This window comes from Streptomyces odontomachi (assembly GCF_024435355.1).
Lineage (GTDB): Bacteria > Actinomycetota > Actinomycetes > Streptomycetales > Streptomycetaceae > Streptomyces > Streptomyces odontomachi.
Genome location: NZ_JAMJWG010000020.1, coordinates 1 through 17,788, shown reverse-complemented (window position 1 = coordinate 17,788; position 17,788 = coordinate 1). Strand labels below are relative to the sequence as shown.

14 protein-coding genes are annotated in these 17,788 nt (G+C 72.1%); 12 read left to right on the top strand and 2 right to left on the bottom strand.

Translation table 11 applies throughout. The features are described from left to right. The first annotated feature begins 49 nt into the window (after positions 1-49). The 6 genes from NQO67_RS32515 (at position 50) to NQO67_RS32490 (ending at position 6,468) form a co-directional block, all read left to right on the top strand. Positions 50-298, top strand: coding sequence for a DUF2630 family protein (locus tag NQO67_RS32515; protein ID WP_255953949.1), 249 nt, complete (start codon positions 50-52; stop codon positions 296-298). A 450-nt stretch (positions 299-748) separates the two neighbouring features. After that, the gene (locus NQO67_RS32510) at positions 749-2,362 is read left to right on the top strand and encodes an ABC transporter substrate-binding protein (RefSeq protein WP_374119216.1); all 1,614 of its coding nucleotides are present in this window, start codon (positions 749-751) and stop codon (positions 2,360-2,362) included. 5 nt (positions 2,363-2,367) lie between these two features. Further along, on the top strand, positions 2,368-3,321 hold the full coding sequence (locus NQO67_RS32505; RefSeq protein WP_255953947.1) for an ABC transporter permease: 954 nt from the start codon (positions 2,368-2,370) through the stop codon (positions 3,319-3,321). Positions 3,322-3,383: 62 nt separating this feature from the next. Then, positions 3,384-4,217: an ABC transporter permease gene (locus NQO67_RS32500; RefSeq protein WP_374119220.1), complete on the top strand. Its 834-nt coding sequence runs from the start codon at positions 3,384-3,386 to the stop codon at positions 4,215-4,217. Then, a complete protein-coding gene (locus NQO67_RS32495; protein WP_255953946.1) occupies positions 4,214-5,377 on the top strand; it encodes an ABC transporter ATP-binding protein in 1,164 nt (387 codons plus the stop codon). The genes NQO67_RS32500 and NQO67_RS32495 overlap by 4 nt, the downstream gene beginning before the upstream one ends. Then, entirely contained in the window at positions 5,374-6,468 is a 1,095-nt protein-coding gene (locus tag NQO67_RS32490; RefSeq protein ID WP_374119215.1) for an ABC transporter ATP-binding protein, read from the top strand. The genes NQO67_RS32495 and NQO67_RS32490 overlap by 4 nt, the downstream gene beginning before the upstream one ends. A 256-nt stretch (positions 6,469-6,724) precedes the next feature. On the opposite strand, the gene NQO67_RS32485 is transcribed toward NQO67_RS32490, so the two are convergent. Then, positions 6,725-8,041 carry a polysaccharide deacetylase family protein gene (locus NQO67_RS32485; RefSeq protein WP_255953945.1) on the bottom strand — a complete coding sequence of 439 codons (1,317 nt, stop codon included), beginning with the start codon at positions 8,039-8,041 and terminating at the stop codon, positions 6,725-6,727. Between the two features lie 309 nt (positions 8,042-8,350). Between NQO67_RS32485 and NQO67_RS32480 the strand changes: the two genes are divergently transcribed. The 6 genes from NQO67_RS32480 (at position 8,351) to NQO67_RS32455 (ending at position 16,741) form a co-directional block, all read left to right on the top strand. Then, the gene (locus NQO67_RS32480; RefSeq protein ID WP_255953944.1) at positions 8,351-10,468 is read left to right on the top strand and encodes a transglycosylase domain-containing protein; all 2,118 of its coding nucleotides are present in this window, start codon (positions 8,351-8,353) and stop codon (positions 10,466-10,468) included. A 4-nt stretch (positions 10,469-10,472) separates the two neighbouring features. Continuing rightward, positions 10,473-11,162 carry a response regulator gene (locus tag NQO67_RS32475; protein ID WP_255953943.1) on the top strand — a complete coding sequence of 230 codons (690 nt, stop codon included), beginning with the start codon at positions 10,473-10,475 and terminating at the stop codon, positions 11,160-11,162. 10 nt (positions 11,163-11,172) lie between these two features. Continuing rightward, complete coding sequence (locus NQO67_RS32470) at positions 11,173-12,672, top strand: sensor histidine kinase (protein ID WP_255953942.1); 1,500 nt, start codon at positions 11,173-11,175, stop codon at positions 12,670-12,672. Beyond that, positions 12,669-13,214, top strand: coding sequence for a hypothetical protein (locus NQO67_RS32465; RefSeq protein WP_255953941.1), 546 nt, complete (start codon positions 12,669-12,671; stop codon positions 13,212-13,214). Before NQO67_RS32470 ends, NQO67_RS32465 begins: the two co-directional genes overlap by 4 nt. Before the next feature lie 162 nt (positions 13,215-13,376). Beyond that, positions 13,377-15,179: a gamma-glutamyltransferase family protein gene (locus tag NQO67_RS32460; RefSeq protein ID WP_255953940.1), complete on the top strand. Its 1,803-nt coding sequence runs from the start codon at positions 13,377-13,379 to the stop codon at positions 15,177-15,179. A gap of 149 nt (positions 15,180-15,328) precedes the next feature. Next, positions 15,329-16,741, top strand: a complete 1,413-nt coding sequence (locus NQO67_RS32455) for a phytoene desaturase family protein (protein ID WP_255954076.1) — start codon at positions 15,329-15,331, stop codon at positions 16,739-16,741. 51 nt (positions 16,742-16,792) lie between these two features. Here NQO67_RS32455 and NQO67_RS32450 read toward each other — a convergent pair whose 3' ends face one another. Beyond that, positions 16,793-17,596, bottom strand: coding sequence for a ribonuclease BN (locus NQO67_RS32450; RefSeq protein WP_255953939.1), 804 nt, complete (start codon positions 17,594-17,596; stop codon positions 16,793-16,795). Positions 17,597-17,788: the final 192 nt, after the last annotated feature.

The window sequence follows — 17,788 nt, the reverse complement described above, 5'->3', positions numbered from 1 at the left end:
ACGGCTGACCGGCGAGGCGGGACGACCGGTATCCGGGAGGTGTGTCGCGGTGGCATCCGAGTCGGAGGTGCTCGGCCGCATCCGGGCCCTGGTCGAGCAGGAGCGCGAGCTGCGCGGCAGCCGGGAGCGGGACGAGATCAGCGCCGAGAGCGAGCGGCGGCAACTGAAGGCCGTCGAGGTCGAGCGGGACCAGTGCTGGGACCTGCTGCGTCGCCGGCGCGCCCTGCGCGCGAGCGGCCAGGACCCCAACGCCGCGCGGCCTCGCTCCAGCGGCCAGGTCGAGGGCTACATGGGCTGACCGGCCCGGGGCTCGGCCGACCCGGCCGGCACCCTGGGACGGGCCCAGGGCGCGGGCGGGCCTGCCGGTGAGCCGGCACGCAGGACGTCCGCTGCGAAAACCCGCCCCCGCGCGAGACGCGCGACGACGGTCCGGTGCGAAAGCGTCCGGTCAGGGGCCTGAGCGTACCGGACGGATCTGTTCCGGATCCTGTCGTATCCTGCACGGACTGCCGGTCGCGTGCGTGACGGGCACCCTCTGCCGTGCCGAAAGTTCAATGTTCACGCAAAAGCCAGTTCGTGACCTGGTTGCCCCTTGTGCGCGGGACTGTATGCGAAATACGTTCTGCGGTATTCCTTGATCGCGCAACATCACCGTCGATCGCACGTGATCAGGTTCTTCGCTGTCCCCCCCGTTGTCCCCCCCCAGCAGTTCCCCCCAGTACGTCCGATCACTTCACGCGGAGGTGGCGTGCCTTTGCGCCGAACAGCCCTCGCGGCCACGGCCGCGCTGGTCATGACCCTGACGGCAGGGTGCGGCTCCCTACGGACCTCGGCGACCCAGGTCGGTGCGGAGCGGATGACCGACGATCGTCCGGTGCGCGACGGCGGCACCCTCACGGTGGCGCTCAACGCCGACCCCGACAAGCTGGACCCCACGCTCGCCCAGACCCTGGTGGGCCGTACCGTCTTCGCCGCCATGTGCGAGAAGTTGTACGACGTCGACCAGCAGGGCAAGATCATCCCCCAGCTCGCCACCGCACTGCCGAAGACCTCGTCCGACGGTCGCACCGTCACGTTCTCGGTCCGCCCGGACCTCACCTTCAGCGACGGCACCCACCTGGACGCCGCTGCCGTCGTCACTTCGCTGCTGCGCGACCGCGACCTGGCCGGCTCGGCACGTGCCACCGAGCTGTCCCCGCTCAAGAGCGCCGAGGCGACCGGTCGTTACACCGTCCGGCTCACCCTCAAGCAGCCGTACGTGCCGCTCACCGCCGTCCTCGCGGACCGCTCCGGCATGGTGATGTCGCCCACCGCGCTGAAGAAGTACGGCAAGAACTTCACCAACCACCCGTCGTGCGTCGGTGCGTTCAAGTACGCCGAGCGGGTCGGCGGCGACCGCATCGTGCTCGACAAGGACCCGCACTACTACGACGCCAAGAAGATCCACCTGGACCGGGTCGTCTACAAGCCCATCCCGGACGGCACCGTCCGGCTGGCGAACCTGCGCTCCGGCGACATCCAGGTCGGCGACCAGATGACCCCCGTCGACGTGCAGAGCGCCCTGACCGAGCCGAAGCTGCAACTCTTCAACTCCCCCTCGCTCGGCTACCAGGGCATCGGGCTGAACGTCGGCAACGCCAAGGGACTCGGCCAGCCGCCCGGCCCCGTCGACAGCCCGTTCCAGCGCGACGTGCGCATACGCGAGGCGTTCGAGCTCTCCCTGGACCGCCAGCTGATCAACAAGGTCGTCTTCCAGGGCATGTACGAACCCGCCTGCGGGCCCATCGCGCCCGCCTCCGCCATCGCCCCCGGAATGCCGGCGACCAAGTGCCCCGGCCGGGACGTCACGCGCGCGCGGGCGCTGCTGAAGGCGGCCGGAGTGCACACCCCCGTGCACGTCGAGATGAAGATGGCCAACGACCCGCAGACCAACCGGTTCGGCCAGGTCGTGCAGGCCATGGCCAAGGAGGCCGGCTTCGACGTCTCGCTGCGGCCCATGGAGTACGCCTCCATGCTCGCCGACACCGACGACGGGCACTACGACGCCTTCACCAGCGGCTGGTCGGGACGGCTCGACCCGGACGGCAACATCGCCAGCTTCCTCCAGACCCGTGCCGCGATGAACGCCTACGGGTTCTCCGACAAGACCGTCGACCACCTCATCGAGCGCGGCCGCACCGAGTCCGACCCCAAGCGCCGCGCGGCCATCTACGGCCAACTCACCAAGGCCGTGGCCGACCAGCACACCCTCATCTACGTCTACCGACAGAAGAACTACGTGGTGGCCGCAGAGAACGTCTCCGGCATCAGCGTCTACGGCGACGGACTGGTCCGCATCACGCACGCGGGGTACGTCCGATGAATCCCATGACCCGTTACCTGCTGAAGAGGGTGCGCCAGTCCGCCATCACCCTCGTCCTCGTCTCGATCGCGGTCTTCGCCGGCGTCCGCGCGCTGCCCGGCGACCCGGCGCTCGCCCTCGCCGGCGAGGAACGCAGCCCGCAGGCCCTCGCGGCGATCCGTGCCGAGTACGGGCTCAACGACAACATCGCCGTGCAGTACGGGCACTTCGTCGGGCACGCCCTCACCGGGGACCTCGGCAGCTCGGCACGGACCGGGCTGCCCGTCACCGGGGCCATTGCCGACGCGCTGCCCATCACCCTCGAACTCGCCGCGCTCTCCCTGCTGCTGGCGATCGTGCTCGGCATCGGTGCCGGGGTGGTCGCCGCGGTGCGACGGGGCCGGCCCGAGGAGTGGCTGGCCAACATCCTGGCCCTGCTGGGGCTCTCGATCCCGACCTTCTGGCTCGGCATCGTGCTCGTGCTGGCCTTCGCCATCGCGCTGCCGGTGTTCGCCGCCTCCGGGTTCGTGCCGTTCGGCACCGACCCGCTGGACAACCTGCACCGCATGGTGCTTCCCGCGATCGTGCTCGGCTCCGGCTTCGCCGCCGTCGTCATGCGGCAGACCCGCGCCGCCATGCTCGACGCGCTCTCCGCCGACTACGTCCGCACCGCGCGCGCCAAGGGCCTGAGCAGCCGTGCGGTCATCGGCGGCCATGCGCTGCGCAACTCGCTGGTGACCGTGGTCACCGTGCTCGGCCTGCAACTCGGGCAGCTGATCTCCGGTGCGGTCGTCACCGAGCAGATCTTCGTGCTCCCCGGCTTCGGCAAGCTCACCATCGACTCGGTCTTCACCCGCGACTACGCCGTCCTGCAAGGCGTCGTGCTCTGCACCTCGACCGCGTACATCGTCATCAACCTGCTGGTCGACGTCGTCTACTGCGTCATCGACCCACGCATCCGACTCGGAGGAGCCAGGTGACCGCGACCACCACCGCCGACGCGCCCGCCGCGATATCCGACGGCGGCGCGGAACCGGGCCGGCTGCGCATCGCCCTGCGGGGGCTCGTCGCCAACCGGCTCGCCCTCACCGGAGCCGTCGTTGCCGCCGTCTTCGTCATCGCCGCACTGGCCGCCCCGCTCATCGCGCCCTACGACCCCGCGCGGCCCGACTTCGGCCAGGTGCTCCAGGCGCCCGGTTGGGCGCACTGGCTCGGCACCGACGACCTCGGCCGTGACCAGCTCTCCCGCGTCATCTTCGGGGCGCGCGCGTCCATGCAGGTCGGCGTGCTCGCCGTGGTGCTCGCGTTCGTGGTGGGCGTGCCGCTCGGCCTGGTCGCCGGGTTCTACGGCAAGTTCGCCGACAGCGCCGTCTCCCGGCTCACCGACACCATGCTCGCCTTCCCGTTCCTGGTGCTCGCGGTCGGCCTCGCCGCCGTGCTCGGGCCGTCCCTGACCAATGCGACGATCGCCATCGGCATCTCCCAGATCCCGGCCGTCATCCGCATCACCCGCGCCGAGACGCTGCGCCTCGCACACGCCGACTACGTGGCCGCCGCGGTGGCCAGCGGTGGGGGCGACGGCACCGTGCTCTTCCGGCACATCCTGCCGAACGCCAGCTCCGCGCTGATCGTCCAGGCCACCGTCGGCATCCCCACCGCCATCATCGGCGAGGCGCTGCTGAGCTTCCTCGGCCTCGGCGTCCAGCCGCCGGCACCGTCGCTCGGCGTGATGCTCTCCAGCGCCCAGTCGTTCCTCGCGCCCGCGCCCTGGATGGCGGTCTTCCCCGGGCTCGCCGTGGTGGCCGCCACCCTGGCGTTCAACCTGCTCGGCGACGGGCTGCGCGACGTACTCGACCCCCGAGGAGGCACGCTGTGACGGCGACCGGTGCGACAACCGCCACCACGACCAAGCCGGTGCTCGGCGTCCGGGACCTGTCGGTGACCTTCGGGGCGCAGGCGAAGGGGGGCCGGGGCGGCCGCCCCGTGCACGCCGTCGACGGGCTCTGCTACGAACTGGCCCCGGGGGAGGTCCTCGCGGTGGTCGGCGAGTCCGGCTGCGGCAAGTCGGTGTCGGCGATGGCCGTGATGGGGCTGCTGCCGTCCACCGCGCAGCTCTCCGGCTCGGTGACGCTCGGCGGGCGCGAACTCGTCGGCGCCGGCGAGAAGGAGCTGCGCCGGGTGCGCGGCAAGGACATCGCCATGATCTTCCAGGAGCCGATGACCTCCCTGAACCCGGTACTCACCGTCGGCCGCCAGGTCGGCGAGGTGCTCCGCCGGCACCAGGGCCTGAACCGCAGGGAGGCCCGCGAGCGCGCCGCCGAACTGCTCACCCTGGTCGGCATCCCGGCGCCCGACCGACGCCTGGACGAATACCCCCACCAGCTCAGCGGCGGGATGCGGCAGCGCGTCATGATCGCCCTCGCGGTGGCCTGCGACCCCGCGGTGCTGATCGCCGACGAGCCCACCACCGCGCTCGACGTGACGGTCCAGGCGGGCATCCTCGAAGTGCTCAAGAACCTGCGCAACCGCCTGGGCACCTCGATCGTCCTCATCACCCACGACCTGGGCGTGGTGGCCGACATCGCCGACCGGGTGCTCGTGATGTACGCGGGCCGGGCCGTCGAACACGCCCCCGTGCACGAGCTGTTCGCCGCACCCCGCCATCCCTACACCAGGGGGCTGCTCAGCGCCGTACTGCGTCCCGGGCCGGCCCCCGACAACGCCGACAGGCCGCGCCTCACCGAGATCCCCGGCCTGGTGCCCAGCCTGGACACCCAGCCCGACGCCTGCACCTTCGCGCCCCGCTGTGCACGCGCGGACGAGCAGTGCACCGCGAGCCGGCCCCTCCTGGGGGACACCGACCCGGACGACGCCGCCACGGACGCCACCACCGGCGTCATCACCGGCACTCCCGCCGGCGTCATCACGTCCGACACCACCGGTGCCCCCACCGGCACCCACGCCCCGCACCAGGCCGCCTGCTGGCATCCACACCGTGACGCGCTCGTACGCACCCACCAGGAGACCGGACAGTGACCCGCACCCCACCCCCGGCCGACCCCGAGCCGGCCACGGCAGCCGACGCCGCCACGGCCGGCAGCCCGGTACTCGAACTCATCGACCTGGAACGGCACTTCTCCGTGCCGGGCGGTACCGTGCGCGCCGCCGACGGAGTCAGCCTCTCGGTCGGCCGCGGCGAGGTCGTCGGCCTCGTCGGCGAGTCCGGCAGCGGCAAGTCCACCGTCGGACGATGTGCCGTACGCCTCGACGAGCCGACCGGCGGCACGGTGCGGATGCGCGGCACCGACATCACCCGGATGTCGCGGCGGGCCCTGCGCCCCCTGCGCAAGGACTTCCACCTGGTCTTCCAGGACCCCTCGGCGTCGCTGGACCCGCGGATGACGATCGGGGAGATCATCGCGGAGCCGTTGCGGCTGCACCGCATCGCGCGCGGGGACGCGGCACGTGCGCGGGTGGCCGAGCTGCTGGCCCAGGTCGGGCTGCGCCCGGAGCTGGCCGGCCGGCACCCGCACCAGCTCTCCGGCGGTCAGCGGCAGCGGATCTCGCTGGCCCGCGCGCTCTGCGTGGACCCGGCCCTGCTGGTCGCCGACGAGCCGACCTCTGCCCTCGACGTCTCCGTGCAGGCCGCCGTGCTCAACCTGCTCGCCGACCTGCAACGGGAGAGGGGCTTCGGCTGCCTGTTCATCACCCACGACCTGGCCGCCGTGGAGTTCCTCGCCGACCGGATCGCCGTGATGTACCTGGGCGTGATCGTCGAGGAGGCCCCGGCCGCCGCCCTGTTCGCCGGCCCCAAACACCCCTACACCCAGGCGCTGCTGTCCGCTGCGCCGGTCCCCGACCCGGTCACGCAGCGCACCCGGGAGCGGATCGTCCTCAGCGGTGACCTGCCAAGCCCGGTGGCCCCGACCGGGCGCCCCGGAAGTGCCCCGCAGGGCGGCGCCGGCGATGTGTTCAGCGCCTGCCGCTTCCACACCCGCTGCCCGCTCGCCGTGGACCGCTGCCGCAGTGAGGTGCCGCGGCTGCGGACGGTCGGCGGCGGTGCCCACCGGGTCGCCTGCCACCTGGTGGACGACGACGGCACGGCGCCCGACGCGGGGCGCCCCTGAAGGGGCGCGAGGAACTGTGCGAGCAACCCATCACCGGGCCGGTGGTCACGATGCGACAGAAAGAGCGCCTTCGGGCCGGTGGCGATCCGACGGTCTCGTCGTGGCCGATCGCGCAGTTCCCCGCGCCCCTTTGATGGGCACGTAGTGCCCTAAAGGGGGCGCGGGAACTGCGCGAACAACCCCCACCGGTCGGTGGTCCGGATACGACAGAAACAGGCCCTCCGGGACGGTGACGACCCGACGGGGCGGCAACCCGTCACTTGATGAACGTCGACCAGTTCGGGGACTCCGCCGGGTCAAGACCCCGCAGCTGGTCCAGGACCGCCGGGTCCTGGACGTCCAGCCAGTCGCACAGCTCCTTGAACGACACGCAGCGCACGTCCTTGCGGTGGCAGACGTCCTTGACGACGTCCTCCACCGCCTGCATGTATATGCCGCCGTTCCAGGTCTCGAAGTGGTTGCCGACGAACAGCGGCGCGCGGCTGCCGTTGTAGACCCGCTGGAAGCCGTTGAGATAGCCCTGCCGGGTCTCCTGCTCCCACTCGGGGTACCTGGCCGGGTTGCCGTCGGTGTCGTCACCGGACTGGTTGTAGAGGAAGTTGAAGTCCATCGACAGGACCTGGTTGTCCCGGCCCGGGTAGGGCAGCAGCTGGAGCGGGAAGTCCCACAGCCCGCCCTTCCTGGCCGGCCACAGCTGGAAGTCGCCGGGCGAGCTGGCGTCGTAACGCCAGCCGAGCGACTTCGCCGCGGGCAGCAGGTTCTTCTGGCCCTCCAGGCACGGGGCGCGACCGCCGACCAGTTCCTCGGCGTAGTCGAAGGGCAGCGCCGGGATGTCCTTGAAGCCGGTGTTCGTCTTCCAGTGCTGCACGAAGGAGTACGCCTGTTCCGTCTCCTTCTTCCACTGCTCGGTGGTCCAGGTGCCGCCACCGGCCGGGTCGGGGGCGCAGAAGTGGCCGTTGAAGTGGGTGCCGATCTCGTCGCCGTCCTCCCAGGCCCCGCGCAGTTGCTCCAGGGTCCACCGGATGTGCTGATCGGTGGGGAAGTCGATGGCGGCCGAGCCCGCGGCGTGCCCCGGCGGGTGGTAACGGTCGCGCTCGGACTTCGGCAGCAGGTACATGCCGCTGAGGAAGAACGTCATGTGGGCGTCGTTCTCCTCGGCCACCTTCCGGAAGCGGGAGAAGTAGTGGTGGTCGTCCTCCAGGGCCCCGTCCCAGGAGAACACCACGAACTGCGGGGGTTTCTGACCGGGCTTCAGCTTCTCGGGCCTGAGCTGGTGCTGCTGCGGTCCGGTGTACGAGGTCGAGCCGTCGCCGAGCACCTTGACCTTGCCGTCCCACGCCGGGGGCCGGCGGGCCGGTGGCGCCGTCCGCGCCGGCTTGTCCGCCGCGGGCGTGGTCTGCCCGGTCGTGCCGCCGTCGGAGTGCGGACCGGGGGCGGGAACCCCGACGATCAGCGTGCCCAGCAGGCCGGCGGACAGCAGCCCGCACACCGTGTAGGCGGACCCCCGCGCACGCGGCGGCATGGCCCGCCAGCGGCGCTTCGTCGAACGGGGCGAACTGGTTGAACGGGGCATAGGGATTGCCTTCATCGGTGAGGTCGGGGCCGGCACTGCGGGTGGTGTCGGCCGTGGCCCACCCTTCATTCGAAGCGTAATGATCCCTGGCTCAAAGGGTCACGGAACCATAACGGAAGCCTCTGCCGGGGCAGCGGTCGCGGCCGGGGTGGCACGGGATCGTCCCCGACGGAACGCGTCAAGACCTTCGAAACCTGCTGTTACAGAATTGTCGAGAACTCATCGACTGAGCATCCAAGGCGCTTTCTAGGCTCCCCGCTGACACCGGGGCGAGAGCGCCCCATGGGGCGATCCGGCAGGGGCGAACGGATGTTGACAAGACGGCTCATATCGCGGCACCCGCGCGGCCGGCGACGTGCACGCAAGGCGGCCGGCAGGCCCCCGGCCTTCCGCCGGCTCGACCGGTGCACCGAGTGGCTGGCCCGCATCCGGCCCGGCTGGACCGCCAAGCTGCGGCCCCGCTACCCGCGCCCCGGCCGTACCGGCCTGCGCCGCTGGCTGCCGTCGCTCCGCCAGACCCTGCTGGCCGGACTCTGGGTGACGCTCACCCTGGTCACCGCCGTCGGCATCACCTACGCACGGACCCGGGTCCCGGCCGACCTGAACGCCTTCGCCACCCAGCAGGACAACGTCTACTACTGGGCCGACGGCACCGAGATGGCCCGCGTCGGCCCCGTCGACCGGCAGGCGATGTCGCTGGACCGCATCCCCTCCGACGTGCAGTGGGCGGTCCTGGCCGCGGAGAACGCGTCCTTCTACAGCGACCACGGCATCTCCCCGAAGGGCATCGGGCGGGCCGTGTACGCCATGGCGACCGGCGGAGAGACCCAGGGCGGCTCCACCATCACCCAGCAGTACGTCAAGAACGTCTACCTCAACCAGCAGCAGACGCTGTCGAGGAAGATCACCGAGATGTTCCTGTCGGTCAAGATCGACCAGCGCATGGGCAAGCAGCAGATCCTGGAGGGATACCTGAACACCAGCTGGTTCGGCCGCGGCGCCTACGGGGTGCAGCGCGCGGCCACGGCGTACTACGGCAAGGACGTCACCGAGCTGAACGCCAGCGAGGGCGCCGTCCTCGCCACCCTGCTCAAGGGCGCCGGCAACTACGACCCCGCGATCAGCGCCGCCAACCACAAGCGCGCCGTGGACCGCTGGAAGTGGGTGCTGGACCGGATGGTCAGCACAGGTCACCTGTCACCCGCCGAGCGCGCCACGTACCGGACGTTCCCCGAACCGATCGCCCCGCCCAAGCCCGCCGGCCTGGACGGACAGATCGGCTACCTGGTGGACACCGCACGGGAGTACGCACAGCTGCGCGCCGACATCTCGGACGCGCAGTTCGCCCTCGGCGGCTACCAGATCCACACCACCTTCGAAAAGCGCCGGGTGGACGCCCTCGCGGCGGCGGTGCCGAAGAGCACCTCCGCCCTCCACCCGAAGACCCGGCACGCCGACCGCAACGTCCGCGTCGGCGCCGCCACGGTCGCCACCGACGGGCGCATCCTGGCCCTCTACGGCGGACCCGGCTACCTCACCCAGGCCTTCAACGACGCCGACATCAGGGTCGTGCCGGCCGGCACCGTCTACGCCCCCTTCGTGTACGCGGCCGGGCTGCGCGACGGCCGGCTGCTCCGCCGCGACGCGCCCCGTGCCCCGCTCACCCCCGACACCCGGTACGACGCGGACAACAAGGTGCCGGTGCGCACGCCCGAAGGGCCCTACTGGGACCGCAACGGCAAGATCGTGAAGATCGCCAACGACGGCAACCGCTCCTGGGGGACGATCAGCATCGCCAAGGCGATGGCCGAGTCCGTCAACGTCCCCGTCGTGCAACTGGGCATGGACGTCGGCCTGGACCGGGTGCGCCGGGCGTCCGTCGACGCCGGACTGCTGCCCACCGGCTTCGGCGCGCAGGCCCCCACGTTCGCGCTCGGCGCCACCGTCACGCCCAGCCCCATCCGGCTGGCCGGCGCCTACGGGACCTTCCTGGCGTCCGGCACGCACACCGACCCGTACTCGGTGCTCCGCATCACCCAGGACGGCGCCGCGGTCACGCTGCACCGGCCCGCCGTCACCCACCCGTTCTCCTCGGCCGTCGCCCACGACGTGACCGCCGCGCTGTACGGACACGACACACCGGCCCCGGTGGACGGGCACGAAGGTGCGGCGGGCCGGGCGGGGACGAGCCCGGACGGCAAGGCGGGCTGGTTCGTCGGCTACGACCCGTCGGCGGTCACGGCGGTGGCCCTCTTCCGGATCGAGCCCAAGACGCAGCAGGTGCAATCGCTCAAGGGCCTGGCGGGACAGGCCGGGACAGCGGCAGCACGGACCCTTCCCGAGGACATCTGGAAGTCCTACACGAAGACCGCCAGCGCGGCGAAGAGCACCCCCAAGGCGACCGGCGCAGGCCGGTACGGATACTGACGGCATGCCGCGCGTCCTGCTCGTCGAAGACGATCCCGCCGTCCGCCGAGGTGTCGAACTGGCCCTGCGACACCAGGGACATGACGTCTTCGCCGCCGCCACCGGCGAGGAAGGGCTCGCGCTGCTGGCGTCGTTCCGCCCGGACGTCGTGGTGCTCGACCTCATGCTGCCCGGCATCGGCGGACTGGACGTCTGCCGGCGCATCAGGGAGCGCGACCAGGTCCCGATCATCATGGTGACGGCACGCGGCGACGACATCGACATCGTCCTGGGGCTGGAGTCCGGAGCGGACGACTACGTGGTCAAGCCGGTGCGGGCGCGCGTCCTGGAAGCCCGCATACGCGCGGTGCTGCGCCGGCTCGGCACACCCGACTCCGACACCACGCGGCCCCGGACGGAGACGCACGGCGAGCTGACCATCGACCGCTCGGGCCTGACGGTCACCCACCGCGGTCAGTCCGTGGCCCTCGCACCGTCGGAACTCAGGCTGCTGCTCACCCTGTCCGCCGCCCCAGGACGGGTGCTGAGCCGCCAGCACCTGCTCGAAGTCGTCTGGGAGCACGGCTACCACGGCGACATCCGGCTGGTGGACGCCTGCGTCAAGAGACTGCGCAGCAAGCTCGGCGAGCCGAGCGGCGCCCCCCGCTACATCGAGACCGTCCGCGGTTTCGGCTACCGCTTCAGCGCCCGGTGACAGGGATGTGATGGCGAAGATCTTCCCGGCCATGCGAGGCCTGCGCTTCAGGCTCGTCATCGCCTTCGCGCTGGTCGCCGTGGTCAGCGCGCTGAGCACCGGAGCCCTGGCCTTCCGCGAGGCCCGCACCGCGGTGCTGCAACAGAGCCAGGACACGGTCATCCAGCAGTTCCGGGACACCGTCGACGCCCTGGTGCCGCGCTTCGTCCCGGAACCGGACCAGCAGGGGCTCGACGGCCTGGTGAGCCAGGTGGCGCGGGACCACCGGTCGCAGGGCTGGCGGGTGTTCGCCACCTACGGAGGGCGGCGCGCCGGCACCGCGTCCACGGAGACCTTCGACGTGGTGACCCCCGCACTCCTGCGCTCCGTGCAGACCCGCGCCAGCGCCGTCTTCCAGCGGGTCAGCGACGACGGCCGGCCGTACCTCGTCGTCGGGCTGCCGGTCACCTACACCAGCGACGTCGACTCGGTCCCCACGCTCTCCGGGCTCGTGGTGTACCTGCTGGTGCCCCAGAGCACGGAACTGGCCTACGTGCACGCGATGATCACCGCCATCGAGCGCGCCACCCTGTACGCGCTGGCCCCGGCCGTGCTGCTGGCGCTACTCGCCGCACGCGGGGTGCTGCGCCCGGTGCGTGCGCTGCGCCGCGCCACCCGGCAGATGGCCCAGGGGCACCTCGACGTCCGGCTCGCCGTGCACGGCTCCGACGAACTCGCCGACCTGTCCAGTTCCTTCAACGACACGGCCGCCGCGTTGGAGCGGTCCGTCACGGAACTGCGCCGCCTGGAGGCGCAGGCGCGCCGCTTCGCCGCGGACGTCTCCCACGAACTGCGCACCCCGCTGGCCGCGATGTCCGCGGTCACCGACGTGCTCGACGAGGACATCCCGGGCCTGGACGGCGAGCAGGCCGCCGCCGTGGGACTGATCAGCCAGGAGACCGGGCGGCTCATCACGCTGGTGGACGACCTGATGGAGATCTCCCGCTTCGACGCCGGCGCCGCTCGCCTCAACCTCGACGAGATCGACCTGGCCGAGTCGGTGCGGCGCACCCTGGCCGCGCGCGGCTGGCTGGACGACGTCGACATCCGGTTCCCCGCGCCCGGCACCCTGCGGGCCCGGGTGGATCCGCGCCGCCTCGACGTGGTGGTGGCCAACCTGGTCGGCAACGCGCTGCGGCACGGCGAGCCGCCGGTGCGGGTGAGCCTCGGCGTGACGGAGGCAGCACCGGAAGGAGCCCACATCGTGATCGAGGTCGCCGACCACGGCCCCGGCATACCGCAGACCGCGCTGCCGCACATCTTCGAACGGTTCTACAAGGCGGACAGCACCCGCACCCGCAGCGAGAGCAGCGGCCTGGGCCTCGCCATCACGGCCGAGAACGTGCGTCTGCACGGCGGCCGGCTGCGGGCCGAGAACCGCGCGGGCCAGGGCGCGGTCTTCACGGTCGAACTTCCCCTGCGCCGGGACTCCCCGCCGGACGCCGCTGACCGGCCGGCGGACCTGGCATGACCGCCGCTCGCGTCCCCGCGCTGCTCGCCGGCGTCGTGGCAGGGGCGTTCCTGCTGGCCGCGTGCGGCGTGCCGACCTCGGGTGTCGTGCCGGCCGGCGAGCCGGCGACGGGTCTGCCCGCACAGGTCCAGGTCTACTTCCTGATCGGCGACAGGCTGGTGGCGGTGCCCCGCCGGGCCCCCGGCGGATCCGACGTGGCCACCGCGGTGCGGCTGCTGTTCGCAGGCCCCACCGACGCCGAGGCCCAGCAACTCGGCACGGAACTGCCCCTGCTGAACGAGCCGCCGACGATCGCGGTCGCCGGTGACGAGCTGCACGTCACCCTTCCCCAAGGGGCCGGCCACACCGGGGTGCTGGGGCAGCAGCAGCTGGCGTGCACGGTCGCCAGGACGTCGTTCGGCGACCGGGTGGTCGAGAAACCCGCCGTCCCCCCGCTCTCCACCGCGGCGCCCCACGTCGAGCGCACGTTCCGCATCCGGCTCGACGGCCCCGGCTGGGAGGTGGACCTCGGCCCGCGTGCCTGTCCGCTTTCCGGGAGCTGAAACGCCCGCCGGAGGCGACGCCGCGGGTCTCCCGAGCGGTCGATAATCTGCCTGCTGACCAGGTGAACCACGAAGACCTGACAGCAGGCCCCGGCCTCAGGACAGCTCCTGAACGCTGACCGGACCGACGGCTGCGCGTGAAACAGCGAGGTGCACGACCAGATGTTCACTACCAGGCCCACTCTCCAGGGCACCTTCGGCATGGCCTCCTCCACCCACTGGCTCGCCTCCCAGACGGCCATGGCCGTCCTGGAGGACGACGGCAACGCCTTCGACGCTGCGGTGGCCGCGGGCTTCGTGCTGCACGTCGTCGAACCGCACCTCAACGGACCCGCCGGCGAGGTGCCGATCATCCTCGCGCCGTCCGGGGGACAGGTGCAGGTGCTCTGCGGGCAGGGCGTGGCGCCCGCCGGAGCCACCGTCGCGCACTACCGCTCGCTCGGCCTCGACCTGGTCCCCGGCACCGGCCCGCTGGCGTCCGCCGTGCCCGGCGCGTTCGACGCCTGGATGGTGCTGCTGCGCGACCACGGCACCAAGTCGCTCGCCGACGTGCTGTCCTACGCCATCGGATACGCCGCGGACGGCCACCCGCCGGTGGAAAGGGTCCGCGACACCGTCGAGACGGTGCGCGAACTCTTCGAGACCGAATGGACCTCGTCCGCCGAGGTGTACCTGCCCGAAGGGCGTGCCCCGCAGCCCGGCGAGCTGCTGCGCAACCCGGCGCTCGCCGCGACCTGGCGGCGGCTGATCGAGGAGGCGGCGGCGGCCGGCGCCGACCGCACCGAGCAGATCGAGGCGGCGCGCCGCATATGGCGCACCGGCTTCATCGGCGAGGCCCTCGTCCGCCAGGCCCAGCGCCCCACCATGGACACCAGCGGCAGCCGGCACGCGGGCACGCTCACGGCAGCCGACCTGGCTTCCTGGGAGGCCACGTACGAGGCGCCGGTGACCTTCGACTGGCGGGGCTGGACGCTGTGCAAGGCGGGCGGCTGGAGCCAGGGCCCGGTCTTCCTCCAGCAGCTCGCCCTGCTGCCCCCCGAACTGCCGGAGTACGGCTCGGCCGACTACGTCCACCTGCTCGTCGAGGGCTGCAAGCTCGCCATGGCCGACCGGGAGGCGTGGTACGGGGACGCTGCCGAGGTGCCCCTCGACGAGCTGCTGTCGCCCGGCTACAACGCCGACCGGCGCACCCTCGTCGGCGAGTCTGCCTCCCACGAGCTGCGTCCCGGCAGCCCCGGCGGGCGCACGCCCGCGCTGTCCGCGCACACCCGGTCCGTGGCGGCCGGGGAGACGGGAGCGTTCGACGCGCTCGGTGTCGCCGCGGGCGCCGGGGAGCCCACCGTGGCGCCGGACGGGGACACCCGCGGCGACACCTGCCACCTGGACATCGTCGACCGCTGGGGCAACATGATCGCCGCCACGCCGAGCGGCGGCTGGTTGCAGTCCAACCCGGTCGTGCCCGAGCTGGGCTTCCCGCTCGGCACCCGGCTCCAGATGACCTGGCTCGACGAGGGCCTGCCCAACTCGCTCACCCCGGGCCGGCGCCCCCGGACGACCCTGACGCCGTCCCTGGCGCTGCGGGACGGCACACCGGTCATGGCGTTCGGCACGCCGGGCGGTGACCAGCAGGACCAGTGGCAGCTGCACTTCTTCCTCGCCGTCGCACTGCGGTCCGAGGTACGCGGCGGACCCGATCTCCAGGGCGCCATCGACGCCCCCAACTGGCACAACGACAGCTTCCCCAGCTCCTTCTTCCCGCGCGGCATGACCCAGGGCGGCCTCACGGTCGAGTCCCGCATGGCCCCCGAGGTCATCGCCGATCTTGAGCGTCGCGGGCACCGGGTGACGGTGGGGGAGTCCTGGACGGAGGGTCGCCTGTGTGCGGTCGCACGGGACCCGCACTCCGGTGTGCTCTGTGCCGCGGCCAATCCGCGGGGGATGCAGGGGTACGCGGTCGGACGGTGAAGGATCGTTCCGCTCGCCGATGAGCGGCCCGGCCCGGGGCGCGCCCGGGCCGGGCCGTCGCGCCGGGCCGCCGGGGCAGGCCGGTGCGGTCCGGCATATCCTGTGCGGCACTGGCCATCGGCTGACGAAGGAGTCCGACCGTGTCGTCCCTGCTCGATGCCGTCGTCGTGGGTGCCGGACCGAACGGTCTGACCGCCGCGGTCGAACTGGCCCGCCGCGGTTTCTCCGTGGCGGTCTTCGAGGCCCGCGACAGCGTCGGAGGGGGAGCCCGGACCGAGGAGCTCACCCTCCCCGGCTTCCGTCACGACCCGTGTTCCGCCGCGCACCCCCTGGGCATCAGCTCGCCCGTCTTCAAGACGATGCCGCTGCACCGGTACGGCCTTCAGTGGCTGCACGCCGACCTGCCGATGGCGCACCCCTTCCCGGACGGCGACGCCGCCGTCCTGGCCCGCTCCGTCGCCGAGACCGCCGCCTCCTTCGGGCCGCGTGACGCGGGCACCTACCGCAGGCTGGTCGCCCCGTTCACGGACCGCACCGACACCCTCTTCCGTGACTTCATGTCGCTGCCGCGCACCGCGCTGCCCCGCGACCCGGTCACGCTGGCCCGCTTCGGCCTGGCCGGTCTGCCCCCGTCGACCTGGCTGATGCGCCGCTTCAAGGACCACCGCGCCAAGACGCTGTTCGCCGGCCTGGTGGCGCATGTGATGGCCCCGCTCGGCGGGGTCGCCACCAGCGCCGTCGGCCTGGTCTTCGCGCTGGCCGCACACGCGGAGGGCTGGCCGGTGGCCCGCGGTGGCTCCCAGGCGATCTCCGACGCGCTGACCGCGTACCTGACGGACCTCGGCGGCGCGGTGCACACCGACTACGAGGTCAAACGGCTCGACGACCTGCCACCCGCACGCGCCTACGTCTTCGACACCTCGCCCACCGCCGTCGCCAGGATCGCGGGCCTGGGGCACACGTACGAGGGCTACCGGTACGGTGCCGGCGTCTTCAAGGTCGACTATGCGTTGGACGGGCCGGTCCCGTGGACCGCGGAGGAACCACGCCGCGCCGGCACCGTGCAGGTCGCAGCGGACGAGCGGGAGATCGGCACCGCCCTGTACCTGGCGTCACGCGGCGGCAAGGCGCCCGAGCGCCCGTTCCTGATCACCGTGCAGCCCACCGTCGCCGACCCCTCGCGTGCCCCCGAGGGCAAGCACACCTTCTGGGCGTACGGTCATGTGCCGAACGGCTGGCAGGGCGACCTCACCGAGGCGATCGAGCGCCAGCTGGAACGCTTCGCCCCGGGTTTCAGCGACCGCGTGCTGGCGCGCGCCACGGCGGGCCCGCCCGAGCTGGCCACCCGCAACGCCAACTACATCGGCGGCGACATCGGCTGCGGTGCCGCGTCCGGGTTGCAGCTCATGCTCCGCCCCAGGATCAGCGCGTATCCGTACCACACCCCGCACCCGGCGGTCTTCCTCTGCTCGTCGGCGACCCCTCCGGGCCCGGGCGTGCACGGCATGTCGGGACACAACGCGGCGAAGGCGGTGTGGCGCCGGCTGCGGCAGAGCGGCTGACCGGGTGACCGGGGGAGGCCGCCGGGACGCCCGGGCCCGGTGCGCCCGGGCTCAGTGGTCGGCGCGCCGCTGGTACCACTCGAAGACATGCCGTCCGAGCAGCGTGCCGCCGAAGAACACGTAGCCGACGCCGACCAGCCAGGACACCACGATCAGCACCGTGCCCACCGGCCCGTAGGTGATCGCGTTGCTCACCACCAGCGGCTGGAAGACGAGCCAGGAGAACCAGCGCAGGCCCACCAGGCCGAGCATGGTGGCGACCGCCCCGGGCAGCAGGTGCCGGGCCTCCACCTGTCCACCGAGCAGGATGTACTGGCCCCACCAGAAGAAGGCGACGCCCAGGACGAGCACCAGGAACACCCGGATCGCCGTCTGTAGAGCACCCTGCCGCAGCACGAGGCCGCTGTTCGCGACGACGTACAGGTATCCCGTGAGCCCCGCCAGCCACAGCGTCTGTCGCCAGAGCTTGTGCCAGGGCGAGACGGAGCGCTCCCAGACACGGGTGTACGTGGACTGCACCTCGGCCGCGAACGACAGCCCGAAGACCCCCAGCAGCACGGCACCCCACACGCTGGTGGTGGTGACGACGATGCGCGGTGCGGAGAAGACCTCCTGGACCTCGCGTGCGGGCCGGCCCTCGAGGCCCATCCCGTCGATCAGCCACTGCGAGAAGCCGCGTCCACCGCGCGGCTCCAGCGCCGCCACGACGATCAGCAGGGGAGTCAGGGCGACGGAGCCCAGTGCGGCGAAGCCCAGGGAGCGGCGGAGCAACTCCACCTCGGTGCCGTGGGCGAACAGCCGCCCGACCGCCGAGTCGTCCCACGCCCCGCGCCACCGCCGGTACCGATGCCGCACCTCAGCCTCCCAAGACGATGGGTGCGGCGCCACCGTATCGCCGACGGTGGCGAAGTCCGACGTGGAAGGCCGGTGTGTCCTTCGGCGGCTGCGCCCCGATGAGGGTGCCGTATCGTCACCGACCTGAGCGGGCCGCTTTCTGTCGTGTCCGGACCACCGGCGGGTGGTGGGTGTTCGCGCAGTTCCCCGCGC

What these genes read in the sequence shown, in the direction of transcription:
- NQO67_RS32470 (WP_255953942.1), top strand. Translation starts at nt 11,173, where the DNA reads ATGGCGAAGATCTTCCCGGCCATGCGAGGCCTGCGCTTCAGGCTCGTC.
- NQO67_RS32465 (WP_255953941.1), top strand. Translation starts at nt 12,669, where the DNA reads ATGACCGCCGCTCGCGTCCCCGCGCTGCTCGCCGGCGTCGTGGCAGGG.
- NQO67_RS32505 (WP_255953947.1), top strand. Translation starts at nt 2,368, where the DNA reads ATGACCCGTTACCTGCTGAAGAGGGTGCGCCAGTCCGCCATCACCCTC.
- NQO67_RS32475 (WP_255953943.1), top strand. Translation starts at nt 10,473, where the DNA reads ATGCCGCGCGTCCTGCTCGTCGAAGACGATCCCGCCGTCCGCCGAGGT.
- NQO67_RS32485 (WP_255953945.1), bottom strand. Translation starts at nt 8,041, where the DNA reads ATGCCCCGTTCAACCAGTTCGCCCCGTTCGACGAAGCGCCGCTGGCGG.
- NQO67_RS32480 (WP_255953944.1), top strand. Translation starts at nt 8,351, where the DNA reads ATGTTGACAAGACGGCTCATATCGCGGCACCCGCGCGGCCGGCGACGT.
- NQO67_RS32460 (WP_255953940.1), top strand. Translation starts at nt 13,377, where the DNA reads ATGTTCACTACCAGGCCCACTCTCCAGGGCACCTTCGGCATGGCCTCC.